18 protein-coding genes are annotated in these 22,076 nt (G+C 57.5%); 7 read left to right on the top strand and 11 right to left on the bottom strand.

The features are described from left to right. Positions 1–89: 89 nt before the first annotated feature. A complete protein-coding gene (locus AC2TEM_RS00195; RefSeq protein WP_170422188.1) occupies positions 90–1,310 on the bottom strand; it encodes an N-acetylmuramoyl-L-alanine amidase in 1,221 nt (406 codons plus the stop codon). A 66-nt stretch (positions 1,311–1,376) separates the two neighbouring features. Further along, positions 1,377–2,540 (bottom strand): aminotransferase class I/II-fold pyridoxal phosphate-dependent enzyme, encoded by a 1,164-nt coding sequence (locus AC2TEM_RS00190; protein WP_170422191.1) that lies wholly within the window; start codon positions 2,538–2,540, stop codon positions 1,377–1,379. On the opposite strand from AC2TEM_RS00190, the gene AC2TEM_RS00185 reads away from it, so the two are divergent. From AC2TEM_RS00185 to AC2TEM_RS00175, 3 genes are all read left to right on the top strand, one after another. Then, a complete protein-coding gene (locus AC2TEM_RS00185) occupies positions 2,539–3,924 on the top strand; it encodes a M48 family metalloprotease (RefSeq protein WP_170422466.1) in 1,386 nt (461 codons plus the stop codon). The genes AC2TEM_RS00190 and AC2TEM_RS00185 overlap by 2 nt on opposite strands. Then, positions 3,921–4,679 (top strand): DsbA family protein, encoded by a 759-nt coding sequence (locus AC2TEM_RS00180; RefSeq protein ID WP_170396556.1) that lies wholly within the window; start codon positions 3,921–3,923, stop codon positions 4,677–4,679. Before AC2TEM_RS00185 ends, AC2TEM_RS00180 begins: the two co-directional genes overlap by 4 nt. A gap of 67 nt (positions 4,680–4,746) precedes the next feature. Continuing rightward, positions 4,747–5,772 (top strand): agmatine deiminase family protein, encoded by a 1,026-nt coding sequence (locus AC2TEM_RS00175; RefSeq protein WP_480855939.1) that lies wholly within the window; start codon positions 4,747–4,749, stop codon positions 5,770–5,772. Between the two features lie 6 nt (positions 5,773–5,778). On the opposite strand, the gene ispG is transcribed toward AC2TEM_RS00175, so the two are convergent. The 3 genes from ispG to hemA form a co-directional block, all read right to left on the bottom strand. After that, entirely contained in the window at positions 5,779–6,900 is a 1,122-nt protein-coding gene (gene ispG / locus AC2TEM_RS00170; protein WP_170396552.1) for a flavodoxin-dependent (E)-4-hydroxy-3-methylbut-2-enyl-diphosphate synthase, read from the bottom strand. Positions 6,901–6,970: 70 nt separating this feature from the next. Further along, complete coding sequence (locus AC2TEM_RS00165) at positions 6,971–8,185, bottom strand: helix-turn-helix domain-containing protein (protein WP_170608901.1); 1,215 nt, start codon at positions 8,183–8,185, stop codon at positions 6,971–6,973. A gap of 130 nt (positions 8,186–8,315) precedes the next feature. Beyond that, on the bottom strand, positions 8,316–9,539 hold the full coding sequence (gene hemA, locus AC2TEM_RS00160) for a 5-aminolevulinate synthase (protein ID WP_480855938.1): 1,224 nt from the start codon (positions 9,537–9,539) through the stop codon (positions 8,316–8,318). 302 nt (positions 9,540–9,841) lie between these two features. Here hemA and AC2TEM_RS00155 point away from each other — a divergent pair, with 302 nt between their 5' ends. Then, on the top strand, positions 9,842–11,227 hold the full coding sequence (locus tag AC2TEM_RS00155) for a dipeptidase (RefSeq protein ID WP_170403049.1): 1,386 nt from the start codon (positions 9,842–9,844) through the stop codon (positions 11,225–11,227). A 134-nt stretch (positions 11,228–11,361) separates the two neighbouring features. Here the strand turns inward: AC2TEM_RS00155 and lpdA are convergent, their stop codons facing one another. Continuing rightward, a complete protein-coding gene (gene lpdA, locus AC2TEM_RS00150; protein WP_170663673.1) occupies positions 11,362–12,756 on the bottom strand; it encodes a dihydrolipoyl dehydrogenase in 1,395 nt (464 codons plus the stop codon). A 212-nt stretch (positions 12,757–12,968) separates the two neighbouring features. On the opposite strand from lpdA, the gene AC2TEM_RS00145 reads away from it, so the two are divergent. After that, the gene (locus tag AC2TEM_RS00145; RefSeq protein ID WP_170422199.1) at positions 12,969–13,403 is read left to right on the top strand and encodes a hypothetical protein; all 435 of its coding nucleotides are present in this window, start codon (positions 12,969–12,971) and stop codon (positions 13,401–13,403) included. Here the strand turns inward: AC2TEM_RS00145 and AC2TEM_RS00140 are convergent. From AC2TEM_RS00140 to AC2TEM_RS00125, 4 genes are all read right to left on the bottom strand, one after another. Continuing rightward, positions 13,400–13,978, bottom strand: a complete 579-nt coding sequence (locus AC2TEM_RS00140) for a DUF924 family protein (RefSeq protein ID WP_170396541.1) — start codon at positions 13,976–13,978, stop codon at positions 13,400–13,402. The two genes, AC2TEM_RS00145 and AC2TEM_RS00140, sit on opposite strands and share 4 nt — an antisense overlap. A 107-nt stretch (positions 13,979–14,085) precedes the next feature. Beyond that, entirely contained in the window at positions 14,086–15,357 is a 1,272-nt protein-coding gene (locus AC2TEM_RS00135; RefSeq protein ID WP_170422201.1) for an MFS transporter, read from the bottom strand. A gap of 106 nt (positions 15,358–15,463) precedes the next feature. Continuing rightward, on the bottom strand, positions 15,464–16,510 hold the full coding sequence (queA, locus tag AC2TEM_RS00130) for a tRNA preQ1(34) S-adenosylmethionine ribosyltransferase-isomerase QueA (protein WP_480856015.1): 1,047 nt from the start codon (positions 16,508–16,510) through the stop codon (positions 15,464–15,466). A 44-nt stretch (positions 16,511–16,554) separates the two neighbouring features. Next, complete coding sequence (locus tag AC2TEM_RS00125; protein ID WP_480855937.1) at positions 16,555–19,938, bottom strand: YhdP family protein; 3,384 nt, start codon at positions 19,936–19,938, stop codon at positions 16,555–16,557. A 68-nt stretch (positions 19,939–20,006) separates the two neighbouring features. On the opposite strand from AC2TEM_RS00125, the gene AC2TEM_RS00120 reads away from it, so the two are divergent. Next, positions 20,007–20,468 (top strand): peroxiredoxin family protein, encoded by a 462-nt coding sequence (locus tag AC2TEM_RS00120; RefSeq protein ID WP_170422205.1) that lies wholly within the window; start codon positions 20,007–20,009, stop codon positions 20,466–20,468. A gap of 64 nt (positions 20,469–20,532) precedes the next feature. Next, positions 20,533–21,234 carry a ferritin-like domain-containing protein gene (locus AC2TEM_RS00115; protein ID WP_480855936.1) on the top strand — a complete coding sequence of 234 codons (702 nt, stop codon included), beginning with the start codon at positions 20,533–20,535 and terminating at the stop codon, positions 21,232–21,234. Between the two features lie 455 nt (positions 21,235–21,689). Here AC2TEM_RS00115 and AC2TEM_RS00110 read toward each other — a convergent pair whose 3' ends face one another. After that, positions 21,690–21,992: a hypothetical protein gene (locus AC2TEM_RS00110; RefSeq protein WP_480855935.1), complete on the bottom strand. Its 303-nt coding sequence runs from the start codon at positions 21,990–21,992 to the stop codon at positions 21,690–21,692. Positions 21,993–22,076 lie beyond the last annotated feature (84 nt).

Below are 22,076 nucleotides of genomic sequence, written 5' to 3'. Positions count from 1 at the left end.
GCCTTTTACTCGCGATGACGCCTATATAGTGTCGCCCCCGCGCAGGGTCAAAACACGAAAGGCTACAATGGCTGTTTTGCGCCGCTGCGTCATTGTCCGATCAGAGATCGCTTCACCAGATCGTCCCGACGCCAGTTCTCAAGCCCCTGCACAAGCCCATGCGCCATGGATGCGCGCCAGTTTGGATCAGAGATGTTCTTGAAATCGCGCGGGCTGGACAAAAAACCCAACTCAACCAGAACCGATGGGATATCGGCTGCCTTCAACACCGAAAACGACGAAGAACGTAGCGGACGACGATTCATCGGGCCTCCCTGCTGCGTCATTCCATCCACCAGCGAGCGCGCCAGTGCGCTACTGCGCGGCACAGTCTCTTGCCGAGCCAGATCCAGCAACACATCAGCGACCTGATCGTCTGCACCGCTGAGATCAATACCTGCGATCAAATCACTCCGGTCATGCCGTTCGGCCAGCTTTTGACTGGCAACGTCTGAAGCTTCCTCTGAAAGAGTGTACACGACCGACCCATGCGCCAGCCCTTCGGAAAGCGAATCCGCATGCAGTGAGATAAACACGTCGGCCCCGGCCTGATGTGCCAGCGAGATACGGCGTTCGAGCGAGACGAATTGATCGTCAACACGCGTCATCACCACTTCGAAACCGCCGGTACGCAGCAGCGCCTCTCGCAGCTCTCGCGCGAAGGTCAGCATCAGTGTTTTCTCATTTGTATCAGCGAATTCTGCCCCGGGATCAATGCCGCCATGCCCGGGATCCAGCATGACCCGTACCGCCCGCACACCGTCGCGCCGTGGCAGTGCCGGTGTCACTGCGGGTTCCGGCAAATCCCAGCCGGGCTGACGGGGGGCACCTGCGCTGGCTGCAAAACTGTCAAAATCAGTGCCTTTTAGGTGCAGCGATAGTTGAGCAGTGCCCGTCGCCTGATCAACCCGCAGATCAGCTGTTTCCACCGCCAGCGGAGCGCCCAGCTCCAACACCAGTCGCGACCAACCGGGCACGTATGCCCCGAATTGAACACCGCTGATCCGGCTGGTTTGCAGGAAGGTCTCGCGGTTCAGGCCAGACCAGTCGACCTCTTGGAAATCCAGAACCACGCGGTATGGATCGCGCAGCGTGAACACGCGGTATGGCACGCCTTGAGTCAGCCCAAGTTCGACCCTTACGCCGGTATTGCCATCATCGACGATGCTGCTCTGGTCCGGAAGGACGCGTGCGAGCGCGCTGAAGTCCTGCGCGACAGCGACACCGTTCAACGCCCAGATCAGGGCGATTGCGTAGAAAATCCTGCTCATGGCCTCAAGTTATCCCGAGATCGTTTGAGGCAGAGCCTATCGCATGACGCCGCCTTTGTGAACGCTTTAGGCCGATTGCGGGATCGCACCCCGCTTGGCCATAAAACGTTGTAGCCGATCCAGCCCATCCTGAATGTCTTCGGTCGATCGCGCATAGGAAAATCGCAGCGTCGTATGCCCGCGCACCGGATCGAAATCCAGCCCCGGCGTCACGGCAACTCCGGCTTTGTCGAGAATCTCGGCTGCAAATGCCCGGCTGTCATCGGTCAAGTCTGAGACATCCGCGTAAACATAAAACGCCCCATCCGGCGGTGCGATACTGGTAAAACCGGCCTTGGGCAACCCGTCCAACATCAACAGACGATTGCGGCGGTATACATCCAGATTTGCCTGCAATTCGTCGTCACAATCCATAGCTGCCAATGCGGCCACCTGACTGGCGTGAGGCGCGCAGATGAACATGTTCTGGGCAATCCGCTCAACCACCCGTACCTGATCTTCGGGCACAACCATCCAGCCAACGCGCCAGCCGGTCATCGAAAAATATTTAGAGAATGAGTTGATCACATAGCACTCATCCGTCAGCTCCAGCGCAGTGACGGCTTTGGCTTCGTATTCCAGCCCGTGATAAATCTCGTCACTGATGAACGATGCACCCTGCCCGTGCGCCGCATCGATCAGCGCCTGCATCGCCTTGTGATCCAGCATTGTTCCAGTCGGGTTGGCAGGCGAGGCAACCATCAATCCCTGCAAATCAAGCCCCGTGAAATCGGCGGGCACCGGCTGCAGCCGGTTTTCCGGTGCTGTCGGCAAGTCTACCGGCACCAAACCCAAGGCTTTCAGGATTTGCCGATAAGAGGGATATCCCGGGGCACCAATCCCCACCCGATCACCGCTGTCGAACAGAGCGGTAAAGGCGAGCAAAAACCCGCCCGATGATCCCGGTGTGATGACCACTCGTTCTGGATTGAGATCAACGCCATACCATTCGCCATACATCTGCGCGATCCGCTGACGAAGAGCGGGCAAACCCAAAGCCACCGTATACCCAAGCGGCCCTTGTTCCATGGCCTTCGCCAATGCTTCGGTTGCCCCTTTGGGTGCGCCGGTCCCCGGTTGACCTACTTCCATGTGAACGACATGCCGCCCGGCTTCTTCCGCCTTGCGCGCGGCCTCCATCACGTCCATCACGATGAAGGGATCGACCCCGGAACGGGTTGAGTTTCTCATGGCCATCTCCCATGTTGCAGCCATGGCTTTTGAACGCTTATCCCGGCTGGCGTCAATCCCGGCCGTGTTGCTGCTGGCAGTGACATGGTCGATCAGCGCCATGCAGGCCAGCGCGCAAAGCCTGATCCGCGATCCCGACATTGAACACGGGCTGCAAGAGCTTGCCTTTCCGATCCTGCGGGCCGCTGGCCTGAACACCAACCGGGTGCGCGTTCTGATCGTCAATGATGGTACGTTCAATGCCTTCGTGATCGATTACAACACGATCTATATCAACTATGGCTTGATCCTGAGCGTCGATACGCCCGAGATGCTGCAAGCGGTGATCGCACACGAGGCCGCGCACATCGCCAACGGCCACCTGGCCAGACGCTCAGAGAACCTGCGCGCGGCACAACGTAACGCGCAGCTTGGGACGCTTTTAGCGCTTGCAGCCGCGGCCGCAGGTGGCGGAGAAGCTGCAGCAGGAATTGCAGCGGGCACACAAGCCTCGGCGCTGCGAAGCTTTCTGGGCCATACGCGGGCCGAAGAAGCCTCGGCGGATCGAAGTGCTGCCAGCTATTTGCGTTGGGCGGGAGTATCTCCGCGCGGGATGGTCAACCTGCACCGTAAGTTCGCGGGGCAAGAGCTGTTGAACCCCGTCAATCAAGACCCCTACATGCGCTCACACCCTACCAGCCGCGAACGTTTGCGCGCCGCCGAGGCCTTTCTGAACGAATTCGGCGACAAGGCAGAGCAAAACGCAAATGCCGATTACTGGTTCGCGCGGATCAAAGGTAAGTTGTCAGCCTTTCTTCGATCCCCGACCTGGACCATGCGTCGCGCGGGCGAAGAAAAAGATCGTGACATACGCCTGATGCGCGAGGCATCGGCCCATCATCAAAATCGCGATCTCGCCCGTGCCCGCGCCGCAATCGATGGTGCGCTGGAGATTCGCCCTGACGATCCGTTTTTTTATGAATTGAAGGGCCAGATTCTATTGGAGAACCGGCGCGTGCGCGAAGCTGTGGATGCCTACGGTGCAGCCGTTGATATGGCGCCCAACAATGCCCTGATCCTCGCCGGTTACGGACGTGCTTTGCTGGCGGATGGCAAGACGAAGAAAGCCCTGCAAGTGCTTGAAAAGGCGCGCGCACGCGACTATCGCAATGCCCGGCTGATGCAGGATCTGGGTTCTGCCTATTCGCAGGTGGGCAACAACGGAATGGCGTCTGCGGTGACTGCAGAACGCTATGCGCTGCAGGGCCGACTTGATGATGCGGGCATACATGCTAAACGGGCTGTTGCACAGCTCCCCGAAGGCTCTCCGGGTTGGCAAAGGGCACAGGATGTGTTGATTGCCTCGGAGCGCGCAAAGAAGAAGAAAAAGAGGAAACGGAAATGATCCTGAGACATGCTGCACCGGCCCTATTGGGTCTTTCCCTGATCACTGGTCCTGCGCAGGCGCTGGAACTGAACGCGATGAGCGACGCCGAGAAGGCCGAGTTTGGCGCACAAGTGCGCGAATACCTTCTGGAAAACCCCGAAGTGATCCTCGAGGCGATCAACATCCTTGAGGAACGCAATGCCGTTGCCGAGGCTCAGGCTGACAAGGAGCTTGTCGCGGCCAACGCTGACGAGCTTTTTAATGACGGTTACAGCTGGGTCGGTGGCAATCCGGACGGCGATATTACTCTGGTCGAGTTCATGGACTACCGTTGCGGTTACTGCCGGCGCGCCGTGCCCGAAGTGGCCACCCTGCTGGCCGAGGACGGCAATATCCGTCTTGTGATTAAGGAATTGCCGATCCTGGGCGATGCCTCTGTCGCGTCATCCCGCTTTGCCATCGCAACAAAACAGGTGGCGGGAGACGATGCCTATAAGCAGGTCCATGACGCTCTGCTGGAATTCAGCGGCGAGCCCTCCGAGGTGACCCTGCGCCGGATTTCAGATGGGCTGGGTCTGGACAGCGACGCGATCATCGCGGCAATGAACAGCGATGAGGTCACCGAAGAAATCGCAAAAACCCGCGATCTGGCGCAAAAGCTGCGGATTTCAGGCACACCGTCCTTTGTTCTGGGCACCGAAATGATGCGCGGGTACCTGCCCGCAGACCAAATGCTCCAGATCGCAAATGGTGTTCGGGCAGAACAGGGTTAAGTCATCACTGTGGGTTTCCAGCATGGATCGACGGAACCTCTTACTCACTGGAGGTGCGCTGAGTTTTATGGGCCTGTCTAAGCAAGCCCTCGCTCAGCGCACCTCAAACTTCTTTGTACCGGCGGAAGAAGCGCCCCACGAACGCACATTTATGCAATGGCCGGTCAGCCGCAAAGTTTACCGTGACCAGATCTTTCTGGATATGGTGCAACAAACCATCGCGGAAATCGCGAACGCCATTTCCGCCTTTGAACCCGTGACAATGCTTGCGGCGGCAAAGCACCATGCGGATGCGCGTCAAAAACTATCCTCATCAGTCGAGCTCTGGGATGTTCCAACCGAAGATTTGTGGTGCCGCGACGCGGGTCCAATCTTCGTGATCGACAATCGAGGCGGGATTGCGGTCACTCATATCCAGTTCAACGGCTGGGGTCGGAAACAGGTGCACAAACACGATGCGCGGATCGCTGCCAAGGTTGCCGACCATCTCGGTCTGCCCCTGCTTCCGACCGGCTTGAAAGGCGAGGCCGGCGGTGTAGAACAAGACGGTCATGGGTTGATCATGGCCCATGAAAGCTCGTGGGTGAATGAGAACCGCAATCCAGACCTGTCACGCAATGAAATTGAATCTCGATTACTGGCTGCATATGGGGCCGACCGCATGGTCTGGTCTGATGGGGTCTGGGGCGAGGATATCACCGATTACCACATCGACAGTCTGGCGCGCTTCACCGGCCCTGGGCGCGTTTTGATCAACCTGCCAGACGAGCCGGATATGGATGATCCGTTTCATGTCGCGGCCCTTGATACTCATGACCGTCTCGTCGCCGAAGGATTGCAGGTTGAGGTGATCCCTGAACCCAATAGGCGCCGAGTTAACGATCCCGAATTCGTGGCGTCTTATGCGAATTACTATGTTTGTAATGGCGGCATCGTGATGGCCCAGTTCGGAGACCGCGAAACCGATGAGATTGCACAGAAGGCATTAGCTCGTCACTACGCCGGGCGCGAGATCATTGCATTGAATGTCGACGTATTGGGCGAGCTGGGCGGCGGCATTCACTGCGCGACACAGCAAATGCCTGTTACATAGGCCTTGTTACTCAGCAGCTTCAGCTGCCGCATCCAGCTCTGCTGCCTTCTTTTCGACCTCTTCAACGATGTGATCAATCATCTGGTCGTTTGACATCTTGTGGCTGGCTTTGCCTGCCAGATAGACCATGCCCGAGCCTGCCCCGCCACCGGTGAAACCGACATCGGTCATCAGCGCCTCACCCGGACCGTTCACGACACAGCCGATGATCGACAGGCTCATGGGTGTCTTGATGTGTTCCAAGCGATGCTCCAACGCCTCAACCGTTTTGATTACGTCAAAACCCTGTCGCGCGCAGGAGGGGCATGAGATGATGTTCACGCCGCGATGGCGCAGGCCCAGAGATTTCAGGATCTCATAGCCGACCTTGACCTCTTCCACCGGATCAGCAGACAGGCTGACGCGGATCGTGTCGCCAATGCCCATCCACAGCAGATTGCCCAGACCGATGGCCGATTTGATGGTGCCGCTGACCAGCCCTCCGGCCTCGGTGATGCCCAGATGGATGGGCGCATCCGTCGCCTCGGCAATGCCCTGATAAGCCGCGGCTGACAGGAATACGTCGCTGGCCTTCACGCTGATCTTGAAATTGTGAAAGTCGTTGTCTTCGAGAATACGGATATGCTCCAACCCGCTCTCGACCATCGCTTCGGGGCACGGCTCGCCGTATTTCTCAAGCAGGTGCTTTTCCAGGCTCCCTGCGTTCACCCCGATCCGGATCGAGCAATTGTGGTCTCGCGCGGCTTTGATGACCTCTTTCACCCGTTTTTCATCGCCGATATTGCCCGGATTGATCCGCAGGCAGGCCGCACCGGCCTCGGCGGATTCGATTCCGCGACGGTAGTGGAAATGAATATCAGCCACGATAGGAACAGGGCTTTCGCGCACGATCTCTTTCAGCGCTTTTGACGAGGCCTCATCCGGGACCGAGACCCGCACGATATCCGCCCCCGCCTCTGCTGCCGCCTGCACCTGTGCCACGGTCGCAGCCACGTCGGTGGTCAGCGTGTTGGTCATGGTCTGCACGGCAATCGGTGCGTCACCTCCGACGGGCACATTGCCAACCATGATCTGGCGGGATTTGCGGCGATAGATATTGCGCCAGGGGCGCACGTGATTGAGCGACATGAGGATCGATCCGGATCAGCCTGAATTGACCCTTAGATAGTTCGCCATCCCTTGGGGAGCAATGCCAAGATCACTCGGCGGGCGCTTCTGCCGCCTCGGTCTGCAACTCGGCCACCAGTTGCTTGAGCGCGCTGTTCTGATCGGCCTCAAGATCGGCAACTGCGAAGGTTTCTGCAACGGCATCTTTTGACAGAACAACACCTTTGGCCACCGTACCCGGCGCGCCCACAGGACCAAAATGTTCGCCATTCATCGAGAAATAGACCGACCCCGCAGCTCCTGCTCGCAGTTGCGGGGGTTCCTCGGTGAGCGGCACTTCAAACGTGCTGCCCTGCTCAACGGTGCCCAGAGTTCCTTCGAAAATCACGCTGCCATCGGCTGCCGTGACACGCATCCAAGCAGGGTTCACGGCCACGATCTTCAGCGTCGTATCCAGCTTTTCAACCACTTGAGGCAAGGCCGGGCGTTCAACCGTATGAACTTCGGTCACTTTGATTTGCGGAGGTTCAGGCGCGCGGAACGTTCCGACATTGCGCGGATCAAGGGTGGAAATCGGCGCATCGCGCGCCACCAGCACCGGCACATCAAGTGCCTGCGGACGATACAGACGATCCAGCGCTTCAGAGCTTGGCACCTCGGCGCTGGCCAGTTCTGTTGCCTCGGGCCGGGCCTGCGCGGCATCCAGCGGGTCAAGGTCTGTAAGCACGACGGGGGCCTGCTCAACCGGGCTGACCTGCACCTGCTGAATGCGGTTCAGAACCGACCAGCCCCCATAACCGATGCCGCCAATGACGGCCAACAGCACCAGCGTCGATCCAATAGCACGCGGTTCAATCTGGCTGACTACGGATTCGCGGCCCGGAATATAAGGCGTACTGGGCGAGACAAACGGATCACGTCCCATCGGCCCGCGTGAGGGCAAACCACCTTGCGCTTTTTTGACCACCGACGCCTCGGCCGACATGCCATGCGCAACCTCGAAACCGCTTTCCTGACAGAAGGTCGCAAAAGTCTCATCGGGGTTCATGCCCAGATAGCGGGCATATGAACGCACATACCCGGCGATGAAGCCGGGTGTGTCAAAGGCATCGGGATCTGCATTTTCGATGGCGGCGATGTAGTTGGCTTTGATTCGCAGTTCACGCTGCACATCCAGAAGCGACTTGCCCATCGTTGCACGTTCGCCGCGCATGACATCGCCAAGCCGTACCTCATAGTCATCAAAACCCTTGGGTCTGACGTCCATGTCTTCTTCGGAATCGCGCTGTGATCTGCGCCCAATCATTCCTGCTGCCCCATCTTTGCCTGTCGCGTGTTACGCGCAAACGTCGAATCGCCCCTATAACGATTCGTCCGCTTCTTTTGTTAGCGTAAGCTTAACACGCAGCAAACTCGTTGCACACTTTAGCGTGAGGTTATCCAGCAAGTTCGGCGCGATTTAGCGCACAATGTGACCAAAGTTCGTCCATCGCCTGCACCAGACGGTTCATTTCGTCGGGTCCATGCACCGGAGATGGCGTAAACCGCAGACGTTCGGTGCCGCGCGGAACGGTCGGGAAATTGATTGGCTGCACATAGATACCATAGTCATCCAGCAGCATATCGCTCAACTTCTTGGTGTGGACGGGGTTGCCAACGATCACCGGCACAATGTGGCTGCCGTGATCAATCAGAGGCATGCCAAGCCCTTTCAGCCTCAGCTTAAGAATGCTGGCCTGGGTCTGGTGCTGCTCGCGCAGTTCAGGCGCGCGCTTGAGATAGGCCACCGAGGCTGCCGCCCCTGCCGCAACCGCAGGTGGCAGCGAGGTAGTAAAGATAAAGCCCGGCGCATAGGACCGGATGGCGTCACACATCTTGGCACTCGCCGCGATGTAGCCGCCCATGACACCGTAGGCTTTGGCAAGCGTTCCGTTGATGATGTCAATGCGATGCGCCAACCGATCACGCTCGGTTACACCCCCGCCGCGGGGGCCGTACATGCCAACTGCGTGAACCTCATCAATATAGGTCAAAGCACAGAATTCATCGGCCAGATCGCAAATCTCTTCAATGGGTCCGAAATCGCCATCCATCGAATAGACCGACTCAAACGCGATCAGCTTGGGGGCTGCAGAGTCATCAGCCTCAAGCAACTCACGCAGATGTGCCACGTCATTGTGGCGGAAGATGCGTTTGGCACCCCCGTTGCGGCGCACGCCTTCGATCATCGACGCATGGTTCAGTGCATCGGAATATATAATCAGGCCGGGGAACAATTTTGGCAGAGTGCTGAGTGTCGCGTCATTGGCGATATAGGCACTGGTGAATAGCAGTGCGGCTTCTTTGCCGTGCAAGTCCGCCAATTCAGCTTCCAGCCGTTTGTGATAGACTGTCGTGCCTGAAATGTTGCGCGTCCCGCCCGAGCCTGCGCCTGCGGCCTCCACCGCCTCGTGCATGGCCTCCAAAACAACAGGATTCTGACCCATGCCCAAATAATCATTGCCACACCACACGGTGATGTTCTGCTGCGAACCATCGGGACAAGTCCGTACCGCATGCGGAAAATGACCATTCCGACGTTCAATATCGATAAAGGTCCGATAACGTCCTTCGTCATGCAGCCTGGCAATCGCTGTATCGAGCTGAGCAGTATAGTCCAACGGACCCTCCTTGGATGCCCGGTTATTATAGCCCCGGGCGACTTTTTTCGCCACTTCACAAGCCGGGCTGGAAGTATGGCGTCGCGTTCATCTGTCCAACTGGCCTACAGCCGAACAGCCGAACCCAACTTTGATTTGCATCAAATAACGCCAAACGCCTAAACCGACAAGCAAAGTTACGACCACAAGACGCGAGGAAACGCCGCAGGCCTTTCCTCCAGATCCAGCACAGAAACCTGCTGGACGGTACCGCCCATGCTGATAGGCTCTGCCCAATTTCAAGACGTTCCCAGGAGACCCCTATGTCGCTTGACGCTGTACTGAGCCGGATCGACGCCGATCTGACCACCTCCATCGACCGCCTGATGGAGTTTCTGCGCATTCCCTCCATCTCGACTGACCCGGCCTTCAAGGACCAAGTCGACCAGGCTGCCGATTGGCTGGTGGCGGATCTGAAAAGTATCGGTATTGCAGCCGAAAAGCGCGAAACTCCGGGACATCCCATGGTCGTTGGCCATGTCGGTGAGGACAGCGGTGGGCCGCATGTTCTGTTCTATGGACACTATGATGTGCAACCTGTCGATCCGCTGGAGCTGTGGACACGCGATCCTTTCGATCCGGCTTTGGAAGACACTCCACACGGACAGGTGATACGCGGGCGCGGCGCTTCTGACGACAAAGGCCAACTGATGACCTTCGTCGAGGCCTGCCGCGCCTGGAAAGCAGTGCATGGCACCCTGCCCTGCCGCATCACGTTTTTCTTCGAAGGTGAGGAAGAATCCGGGTCGCCCTCACTCGTGCCATTTCTCAAAGCAAACAAATCCGAGCTTCAGGCGGATCTCGCGCTGGTCTGTGATACTTCGATGGTGTCGCGGGGGGTGCCTTCGATAGCGTCGCAATTGCGCGGCATGCTCAAGGATGAATTCACAATCATCGGTCCCCGCATCGACCTGCATTCGGGCCACTATGGCGGGCCGGGTCTGAACCCGCTGCGGGAACTGTCGCGCATCGTCGCATCCTTCTATGATGAAGAAACCGGCCGCGTCGCGGTCGAAGGTTTTTACGAAGGCGTACACGAAGTCCCGGCCGAGCAGTTGCGCCAATGGGAGAATTGCGGGTTCGATGAAGCGGAATACCTGAATTCGGTTGGCTATACCGAGCCGCACGGTGAAACAGGCTATTCCACCCTGGAACAACAATGGGCGCGACCCACGCTTGAAGTGAATGGCCTTTGGGGAGGTTACAACGGCGCGGGCTCCAAAACCGTGATCCCGTCCGAGGCACATTGCAAGATCACCTGCCGCTTGGTCGGCGACATGGACCCGGACGCGCTCCGCAAAAGGATCCGCAAACATGTCGAAGAGCGCCTGTCTACGGATGCTAAAGTGGTCTGGGACAGTGATCTCGAAGGCTCGCCTGCTTCGGTGATGAACCTTAGCCGCCCAGAATTCGAAGCGGCCCGCGGAGCACTTTCGGACGAGTGGAATCGCGAGGCCGTTTTCACCGGGATGGGCGGATCAATCCCAGTGGTTGGATATTTCAATACAGTGTTGGGGCTGGATTCGATGCTGGTTGGGTATGCCAATGACGATGATGCCATCCACTCGCCGAACGAGAAATACGACGTCAAAAGCTTCCACAAAGGCATCCGCTCGTGGGCCCGTATATTGGAAGCAATAAATAAATGAGGATCCTTTGCGAGGCTCTGCCTCGCGCTCCGAGGTATTTTCGGCCAGATGAAGTACGGATCCCCTGCTTCATCTGGCTATAAATATCTCGGGGGAGTCGCGGCTTGCCGCGGCGGGGGCAGAGCCCCCTGTCCTTACATGTGGATCACGCGTCCATAGGCATCCAGCACGCTTTCATGCATCATTTCAGACAGCGTCGGATGCGGGAAGACGGTGTTCATCAGGTCTTCTTCAGTGGTTTCCAACTGGCGACCGACCACATAGCCCTGAATAAGCTCTGTGACTTCGGCACCGATCATGTGTGCACCTAGCAGTTCCCCAGTCTTGGCATCGAAGACGGTCTTTATCAGTCCCTCGGGCTCACCAAGCGCGATGGCCTTACCGTTGCCGATGAACGGGAAGCGTCCGACCTTGATCTCATAGCCCAGCTCTTTGGCCTTGGCTTCGCTATACCCAACCGAAGCGACCTGAGGCTGGCAATAGGTGCAGCCCGCGATGCTTTCAGGCTTCACCGGATGTGCGTGTTTGCCCGCGATCAGCTCAGCTACCATCACGCCTTCGTGGCTGGCTTTGTGTGCCAGCCAGGGCGCCCCGGCGATATCACCTATAGCGTAAAGCCCGTCTACCCCAGTGCGGCAGTATTCATCGGTGACCACGTGCGTGCGGTCGATCTTCACACCCAAGGCTTCAAGCCCGAGGTTTTCCACATTACCGACGATGCCCACGGCCGAGATCACCGTGTCAAAATCGTGTTTCTCAACCTTGCCTTTCACCTCGATATGCGCAGTCACCTTGCCCTTGGCGCGGTCCAATTGTTTAACCATCGCCTTTTCCATGATGGTCATGCCCTGCTTGGTGAAAGCTTTCTTGGCAAATGCACTGATCTCGGCATCTTCTACAGGCAGCACTCGATCCATCACCTCGACCACGGTCGTGTCCGCGCCCAACGTGTTATAGAAGCTGGCGAATTCGATCCCGATCGCACCCGAGCCGATGACCAGCAGTTTCTTGGGCATCCGCGGCGGTTGCAGCGCGTGTTTGTACGTCCAGACCAGATCGCCATCCGCTTCAAGGCCCGGCAGTTCGCGCGCCCGGGCACCGGTGGCCAGAACGATATTCTTCGCGGTTAGGTCTTCCGTGCCTTTGTCTGTTTTGACGCTGACCTTGCCCTTGGCGGGGATCGATGCCTCGCCCATGACAACAGCGACTTTGTTCTTTTTCAGCAGATGACCTATACCGCCAGACAACTGCGCGGCAACACCGCGCGAGCGCTTCACAACCGCATCCAGATCGTAGCCGACCTTGTCTGCTTTCAAGCCAAAATCCTTGGCACGCTCCATCAGGTGGAACACTTCCGATGACCGCAGTAGTGCCTTTGTCGGGATACAGCCCCAGTTCAGGCAGATACCACCCAGATGTTCGCGCTCGACAACAGCGGTCTTCAGGCCCAGTTGCGCCGCGCGAATAGCGGCTACATAGCCACCGGGGCCAGCCCCGATTACGATCAGATCATAAGATTGTGCAGCCATGTTTCCCTCTCGGCACAGGTCAGTTCAAAAACTAGTTTACCGTTAAACTATTTTTTACAACGCATCAACATCAGAGCCCGCGACATATGTGACGCGGGGTCAAATCAGGTATTTGGAGCTGAATTCAGCCTATACCCACGTTACCGCAAAGGCTAGAACTGAAGAATATGCACTACCAGTTTTTGACCTTCCCGATTTTCGAAAGGCGTATCATGGCTAAAACGCTCAAAGATTTACTGCTCGCTCTTTTGAACGCGACATTGATATTGTTGGCTTTATGCCTGTTTTTGGGGTGGAAACTTGCGCAGTCTGTCGATCAGATCCGGGTCGGGTTTGCTGAGAACCTGCAGGTCGTGGCGCCGCTACGAGATCAGGCGCAGGGAGTTCGTGGGGAACTGGCCGCGTTGCGCAGCGATCTTGCGACCCTTGGCAGTCAGGGCACGCAGCTCGATGCGGTCACACGCCAACAGTTGAATGCGGCATTGCGACGTTTGGGTGATCTGGAGGGGAAGCTGGAAGACACTCAGACCCGATTGGCGGGCCTGGTCGAAAAACCAGAAGACTTGATCGACTATGCCATCACGACATCCGCCGACATTGTCACCGACCGCCTTCTGATCCTAAAAGGCTGTGAGCCCGCGACCTAGGTCGCGGCCTGCAACTCGCGCACAGTCGAACCATATCCGCCATTACTGACATATGCGGCTTCGTGTTCAGTGGTCGCGCGTTCCAGCGCATCGTTTCGATACGGGAAACGACCGAACTTGCGGATCACCTCACGATGAGCGCGCGCATGAAGCAGATTGCTCTCGCCGCCTTCCGGCATCCGTTCGATCATAAGGCGCACACAGCGCTCCTGATCGCACAGATTTTCCGAATGCATCATCGGCAAATAAAAGAACTGCCGCGCCGGTTCGTCGATCTTAAGATCCCAGCCTTTGTCGACCGCGCATTTCGCTGCAGCCAGTGCCGCCCGATCCGATGCAAAGGCCTGTTTGCTTCCCCGGAACATGTTGCGAGGCAACTGATCCATAAGAATAATATAGGCCAGCGAACCGCTAGGATAGGTCAGCCAAAGCGAGAATTTACCCTCACACGCGGCTTCCCATGTTGAAAGAAATTTATCCCGGATCCGCGCATCCAGCGCTTCATCCTGCAGGTACCACCCCTCGGGGCCAACCTCATCTAACCAAAAACTCAATACTTCTTCAGGACCTACCATTGCCCTAGACTCCGTAATTGCCCTCCCCAGGACGTAACGTCATTAAAATCACTTTTACAGATTTGTGACAGTAACATATTGCAACACAAAAGTCACATTTCCGGCGCTCAGGCGGGTTCTTGCGTATCCTGCTCGTCCTGGGCTGCCTCTATGGCGACCTCTTGCGCAACTTCCAGAGCAACGGGCGAAGATGTCGGGTAAATCGGGGCAATCGATCCGGTTTCATCCACGGGTTTGTAGACGCGCTGGGTCATACGATAGGCCGCATAGGCGGCCATGATGAACATCAGCGCCGCGATGAACAGGAAAAAGCCTTGTGGGCCGAGCACGCCAGCCCCCATTAGCCAACCGGTGATAATTGGACCTGCGATAGCGCCCAAGCCGTTAATAAAAACCAGACCGCCCGAAGCCGCCGACATATCGTCATACTCCAAGTAGTCATTGGTATACGCGATCAACAGAGAATAGAGCGGGCTTGTCATGCCGCCGATGATAAAGGCAGCTACGAGAAGCATGGTGAAAGTGACGCCCAGTATCATGCCTATCACGGCGCCTACCCCACCAACAGCGGCCACCAGCATGATCAGCAGACGGCGGTCCATTCTGTCGGACATCCAGCCCAACGGATATTGCAGGACTACGGCGCCGATATAAAACACCGCTACGAAGGTCGAAATCTCGACCAGACTCAATCCAACCTGAGCGCCATAAACGGCGCTCATCCCGAATTGCGCTGAAAATATCCCGCCAAGCAAGAACATGCCGACGCAGCCCAGCGGCGAAGTTTCCATCAGCTGGCGCAATGTCATCGGTTTGGTGGTATCGAACGCCGGGGTCGGAGAAATGGACAGCAGAATAGGCGCAAATGAGATCGAAACCAGTATAGAAGCGATGACAAAGGTCTCATATCCTGCCGGGTCGCCGACCAGCAACAAGGCCTGGGCACTCACCACTCCTGTCATCTGCACCATCATATAAAGCGACAGCGCCTGCCCTCGGTTCTCGTTGTTTGCGGCATTGTTCAGCCAGCTTTCCGCGGTCACATACACGCCCGAAAAACAGAACCCGATAATCACGCGGCCAATCGACCATGCAATTGGATCGGTCAGCATCGGATACATGATCATGACAGCCGAGATGAACGAGGCCAGCGCCGCAAACACGCGCACGTGCCCCACGCGGCGGATCATTTCAGGTGCCAGACGCGAGCCGCCAAGGAACCCAAGGAAATAGGCCGACATCACAAAGGACATCTCTAAGGTCGAGAATCCCTCGATCTCCCCACGCACCCCCAGCAACGTGCCCTGCAGGCCGTTGCCGACCATCAGCAACCCCATTCCCAGAAGAAGCGCCCAAGCGCTGGAAAGAACCTGAAGCATTCTGCCTATCCAAAATTGCCGGTGTGTTTTGTCCGCTTTGCCGTCAATGACGAAGCACGTCGCGCTTGTCTACGACATTGTAAGGGCGCAGATCGCCAAGATACGACTATGGTATAAGCAGAGATCCGTCGCCGTATGAGAAAAAGCGATATTCTTCTGCGATAGCGTGGTCATAGACCGACTTGACCCGATCCTGCCCAATCAACGCCGAAACCAGCATCAGCAATGTGGATTTCGGCAGGTGGAAGTTGGTCATCAGCGCATCAGTGACGTGAAATTCAAAACCTGGGTATATGAAGATATCGGTCTCGCCTTCCCACGGCGCGATCCGGCCGCTGCGAGCTGCGCTTTCGATCAGTCGAAGGGCCGTTGTGCCAACCGGGATAACGCGCCCGCCCGCTTCTTTGGTCGCCGCAATCTCGGCAGCGGCCTGCGCGCTGACCCGTCCCCATTCGGCGTGCATCTTGTGGGTGGTCACGTCTTCCACTTTGACCGGCAGAAATGTGCCTGCCCCCACATGCAGCGTGACATGCGTGAACTCGACACCGCGCTCCGATAGCGCCTGCAAAAGCGCATCATCAAAATGCAAGGACGCGGTTGGGGCCGCTACGGCTCCGGAGTTTCGCGCCCACACAGTTTGGTAGTCGGTCTTGTCCTGTTCATCCGCTGCACGTTTCGCTGCGATGTAGGGAGGCAACGGCATCGCGCCGGCCTGCTCCAACGCTTGATCGAAATCCTCTCCGGTCAGGTTGAAGCGCAGATAGGCTTGGCCATCGGCAACTCGGTCCAGGGTTGCGCTCAGATCGTCTGAGAATACGATCTCTTCGCCCGGTTTGATCTTCTTAAGCGGCTTGATCAGCGCGGCCCAACAACCATCAGATTGCGGGTCCAGCAATGTCGCCTCAATCGCGGCAGATACCGGCCCTTGCGCGCTGTCACGGTGGCGGCGACCGCTGAGGCGAGCGGGAATGACGCGGGTGTCGTTCAGCACCAGACGGTCCCCGGGCTGCAATATGTCCGGCAGATCGAACACGTGCCGGTCCTGAACAGCATCACCCTGCGCAAGCAGCAGTCGCGCGGACGAGCGCGGGCTGGCGGGACGCGTGGCAATCAGGTGTTCGGGCAGGTGGAAGTCAAAGTCGCTGAGTTTCATCGCCGCGCCATACATCGGCCCGACAGATTCGGCCACAGCTCAGATCAGCGATCCTCACCACGTGTCTGGAAGGCGGGATTGGGTTCGCCAGATCGATCCGGTGTGGCATTCGGGCCATCCGAGACCGTTGGCGCAGGCTCGCGCAACAGGTTGCGCAGAAACAGAGGTGCGAGACCAGACAGAGGATTGACCGAAACTTGCGGGTCGGACAGCGGTCCGGACAGAGTGTAGTTGAAGGCAAAGATACCTTCCCCCTTTTTGGTCAGAACGCTGCCAATAGCATTGACCAGATAGATCGGTGAAATCGCGCCGCGCAGGTTCAGCATCCCGGCTACAGTGTCGACCGTACCATCAAAGGACAGCCCCATTGATGGACCTACGGCACTACCGCTCAGCACTTTCACCTCGGTCGGAGTGATACGCATTTTGCTGTCGATGGCTGCGAAGAAAATACCTTGCCCCGCCATTTCATCCAGCAACCCCACCAGACTGATCGCGTTCAATATCGCTGCCATGGCCGGGGCGTCCGTGATCCGCGTATTTTTGATTTTCAGGTCGACGTCATAATTTCCAGGCTCTGCGATCGGATCCAGTTGCAATTGCATTGTTCCACCGCGTGCCTGCGTCAGAACCCCCGCTGATCTCAGAACCGCCCCTGCATCGTCCGAGGTTAGACCAACCGCAGATCGGGACGCGCGCGGGGTGACCTGACCGCGGATCGCTGCACCGCCATTGACTTGCGACGCAAAGCTGCCGGTCAATCCGCCAGTGGTTTGAAACGAGCCAGTCAACCCGGTCAACGCAACGGATTCAGTGACTTGTAGTCGGTCCAGCTTCACATCCAGCTTTGGCCCGGGCCCGGCAGCACCACCGCTGCTACCTCCCTCACCGATGGTGGATTTTCCCAGATCAAGCACGCCGCCCAACACACGGATATCTGGCAGCGCGGCACCACGCCCAATCAATTCCGCCGGAACTGCAAGCCAGTCGCCCAGTTCGAACGTGCTGAACCGTACCCTTTCGAACCCGCCATCCCGGAACGAGATCGCTGCAGTTGTCCGTAGACCAGCAGCGTTGATCCGAAGGGAATCGACACTTAGCTGAGCGCCCAGCGTGGCCTCGGCAGTCAGAGAGCCGCCAGTGCTGGCTGATTTGCGCCATCCAAGCTCAGGGATCGCCAACGCGACGCCAACCAGATCGGATTGTGCGGACAAGCGCGGGGGCTCACCCGCACCAAGACTCAGGCTGAAATCGGCGATCCCCTCTCCGGTCAACATGCCGCGCGGCAGTCCGGCATTGATTTGTTCCATCAAACGCGGGGAGAGTTCGATTTGACCTGTCAGTTCGCTTTGCCGCGGGGTTTCGCCTCCGATCGGCTGCCGCCAAAGCGCTTCAACCGGTACGACGCCAAACAGCCCCTCGCCCTGGATGGCCACTTGCGTCTGGTCGCCGCTCAGGTCCAATCGGTCTGCGCTGACTTCAAATCCGGGTACCAGCTTGCTGCTGTCCAAATTCGACAACTCGCCAACGAAATGGAACCTGGTATCTTCCAGCTTCAGGCCCTTGATCAGCGGCAAGGAAAGCGTTCCACTCAGACTGACCTGACCGTCGGCCAGATCCACCGGCAGATTGGCCTTGGTCAACAGTTGCAGCGGCGGCCGGTCCAGCAATGACATGGCTGCGGTTACACTGCCGCTGGCCTTAATCCGCGCAATGGCCGGGGTGGTTTTTTTGATGCCGGTATCGGGGATGATGAACGAGGTGCCCGAGGCATCAACGGTACCTCCTTCATCCGCGATCACAATCCCCTTTTGCGCCGAGACGGTAAAGCGCCGGTTGAGCAGGCTGGCCTGTCCCTGCGCGTCTTGGATGGTTGGCAACGTCTTGGCGAACCGTATCTCGGTCTTGTCGAATTCGAAATCCGCATAGATGTCCGGCTTTTCGCCGGGCCGTAGACGCAGGGCGAAATCCAGATCGGACATTTCTCCGTGATAGAGGTTATCGGTGACCCAAAGGCGCGGTTTAGGGGCAAGTCGTTCGGGCCAGTAGTTCAACAGCTGATCAGAGCTCATCCGATCAATCTGCGCGTCAATGGCTGCGACCCAGCCGTCGGTCAAACCAGCCAGAGACCCGCTGAGCCGTGCGCGATGTGCACCGTCTTCAACCGTCATCTGCCCCAGCTGTATACGGAACGGCGCAAGTTTCATCTGGAAATCAACATCGGCCCGCGTCAGATTCAGTGCTTCGGGGAACAGATTGGCCGGGTTGATCTCAATCCCGCTGAGGCGGAACTGCCCCGACATACTGTCCAACCCGCCAGCTTTGACCCCATGTAGAAAGGCCTTGCCATCTGCCTGCACCGTACCCCAGGCAGACTGGATCGAGACTTCGTTGAAATCCAGCGCCTGTTGTTTCGGGTCGTAGGTAAAATACGTCCGCGCCGCGTCGAATTTGATCGGTGTTGTTTCAGGCGTGGGCTGCACGGCGCCTGCACCCAGATTCAACGTGGCAAAGACCGGCCCCAGCGCGCCCTCAGTATCAATGCCACCCCTCAAAGCACCTGAGATCGGTGTGCGAAGTACCTGCATCCATGCCAGCGCCGGGCTGTGGCCTGCGATATCCTCGGCGGGAAGATCGGTGATCGAGATGCCGAACTGCGCAGCCGGACTACCCAGCAAACTGGTATAGTTGGCCTCGATCGTGCTGACATAATCGCGACCGGCCAGCACCGAGAAATTGGTGGCCAGACGAACCTCACCCGCGTTGCGGTTGGCCTGAATGCGCCCGCCGTCCAGCACCCAGGACCGGCCCAACCGCAGGTCTTGATAGTCCAGCGTAATTGCATCCAGTTCGACCGAGGTCAGGGCTGACAAAATAGGTGCCTGGAACACCTCGTCTGATGATTCAATCAGCTGCGCCAGGTTCCGGGCCTGACCGACCGGCGCACTTCCGGCACCGACCGTCAGCGACAGCGCTCCATCGACACCCCGTGTCAGTGCAATCTGCGCGCCTTGCAATATGATCCGCTTCGGGCGCACATGCCCGCGCAACAGCGGGCGCATCGACAGGCTGGCCCGCAGGTCGGACACTTCGGCAATCTGCCGTCCGTCCGCATCGCTGATACGAACATCGGTCAGTCGCAATCGCGGACGCCAGCCTTCATGAATGATGAAACTGACATCGCCGAACCGAACTTTGACGCCACCCAATGTCTGATCAAGGCGCGCCTCGACCCGGTCGCGCAACCAATCCGGCGCGTGCATGCGCTGGCCGACAACCATAAAGCCGGTGACCAGTGCCAGAAATCCAAGGATGAAGACACCGCGCAATGTCCACAGCCCTGCGGTTCGACGCCGCGACCGACGGCGGGGTTTCTTATCCGCCTTCGTGTCATCCTGCTGTTCTTGCTGGACCAATTTGCGTCTCACGCCTTTCAACCTGTCAACGGAGCCCTATGATAAGCGGCAACCGTTAATTTCTCAGCCGGAGTTTGAATATGCCCGAAGTCTCAGACATCGCACCCGACTTTACACTGCCTCGCGACGGCGGCGGCAAGGTGACCCTGTCGGAACAGCGTGGCCGCGCGGTCGTTCTGTTTTTCTATCCCCGCGATGATACGCCGGGCTGCACCAAGGAATCCATCGGTTTCTCGGAACAACTACAAGCCTTTGCGGATGCGGGTGCTAACGTTTTCGGCATCTCGCGCGATACCGTGGCAAAGCATGACAAATTTGTCGCCAAGCACGGCCTTACGACGCCGCTTTTGTCCGATGAGGGTCAGAGCGTGTGCGAAGATTATGGCGTCTGGATCGAAAAGAACATGTACGGACGCAAATCCATGGGGATCGAACGCTCGACCTTTCTGATTGATGCGGATGGAAAAATCGCCCGCGTCTGGCGCAAGGTGAAAGTGCCGGGTCATGTGGACGAAGTGTTGGAGGCCGCACGCGCGCTCTAGCCCTCTCGACCCGCGCGGGCATCAAGGGTATGACCCGCGCGGAGTGAAGCGTAAGGGGGCAAGCGTGTCAAAAACACTGACCGAAATGGCGACCGAGGTTTTGACCACATCAGTCGGTCGCGAGAAAACCGCCCTGTCCAAACGATACGCCGCTGCCTGGTTCGCAGCCCGGCAAGGCGACGCGCCCAAGATCGAAGTGGGCACCGCAAAGCCACCGCTATACCCTGCGCGACCTGAAAAGCCCGAACTGTTGTCGCCTCGTGATGTACCGCGCCGAAGGGCGGGGTCCGAGGCCGGCCGCATCGCACTGTTGCACGCTGTCGCTCATATAGAGTTGAACGCCGTGGATCTGCATTGGGATATCATTGCCCGGTTTGGCCATGTGCCCATGCCCATCGGCTTCTATGACGATTGGGTGAAATGCGCCGAAGAAGAATCGCGCCATTTTGAGATGGTCTGCGACTGCCTCGAACAGATGGGGAGCCACTATGGCGCCCTGCCCGCCCATGCAGGCATGTGGCGCGCCGCCGAGGACACCGCACAGGATCTTATGGGTCGTCTTGCCGTCGTCCCAATGGTGCTTGAGGCACGTGGGCTGGACGTGACCCCCGGAATGATCGACATTTTCCGCAAGGCCAAGGCTGACGACGCAGTCGCTGCACTGGAAGTGATTTATGCCGAGGAAGTTGGTCACGTCGCCTATGGCTCGAAATGGTTCCACTTAAATGCCAACCATTTCTTTCCAGAGGAAGCTTCTAGCATCTAAACCTTTGTAAATTATTAAAAATTTTTTCATCGGGTCCGGTTCTCTTTTCAAAAGACTTGCTCCATCACTTGGGATTACAGAACAGGTATTTTTCGGATGGAACTTTCGAAATGAGCCCACGTACAAATATGCAGCGCCTACAAAAATCTAATCATCACAATACTTTACAAGATTGGACGTTTTTGGAACAAAAATGACCGAGAGCACTCAATGCCACTTAGTTAGGTGCTCGTTGCTGACTAGATTTGACTTACAGTCACGGACGGAGACTCAGATGGTCTCAACCACTTCAGGCGTTTTCATTTTTGGACTGCCAACGGCGGTATGTTTTCCGACCACTGGGAGGCGTAGTACCTGGCCATTTCAGAGTGACTGGCACCTTGGCACGCGCGCTCTCCAAATAGCTGGCGTGTGCCGAGGTGCCTTGGTCCGTCAGGACCAATCGAAATTCCATTTCAAGAGTTGTCTTTGAGCTGATTTGCCCTTCTTTGCGTCAGGCTATAGCTGTCATCGTTCACCTTAAGAACTCTGACATGATGGGTAAGCCTGCTGAGAAAGGCTCCGGTCAACGATATCAAACCGTGACAGGTAAAAGCCTTGTTGCCGATGATCGTTGCAAATGTGCAGCCTGCTGAGGCCGCTTGGATCCATGCCTCCAAGTTGGTTTGGCTATCGAGGTTGTTCCCTTCGATCATTTGCAGTTTCGGGCTCTCCGGTGATTCGCAGCGCTGGTCAAAACTGGCGCCGACAATGCTCAAAAACGCGTTAGACCGGCAAAAAAAATTTTAGAGGCCTCATCGTCAAGAATAGACATTGGTAGGGCACTATCGCCTCTCTACTCT

Source organism: Ruegeria sp. HKCCD3925, assembly GCF_057221175.1.
The sequence above is the reverse complement of the archived record's forward strand: the minus strand, read 5'-3'. Positions and strand labels throughout refer to the sequence as shown.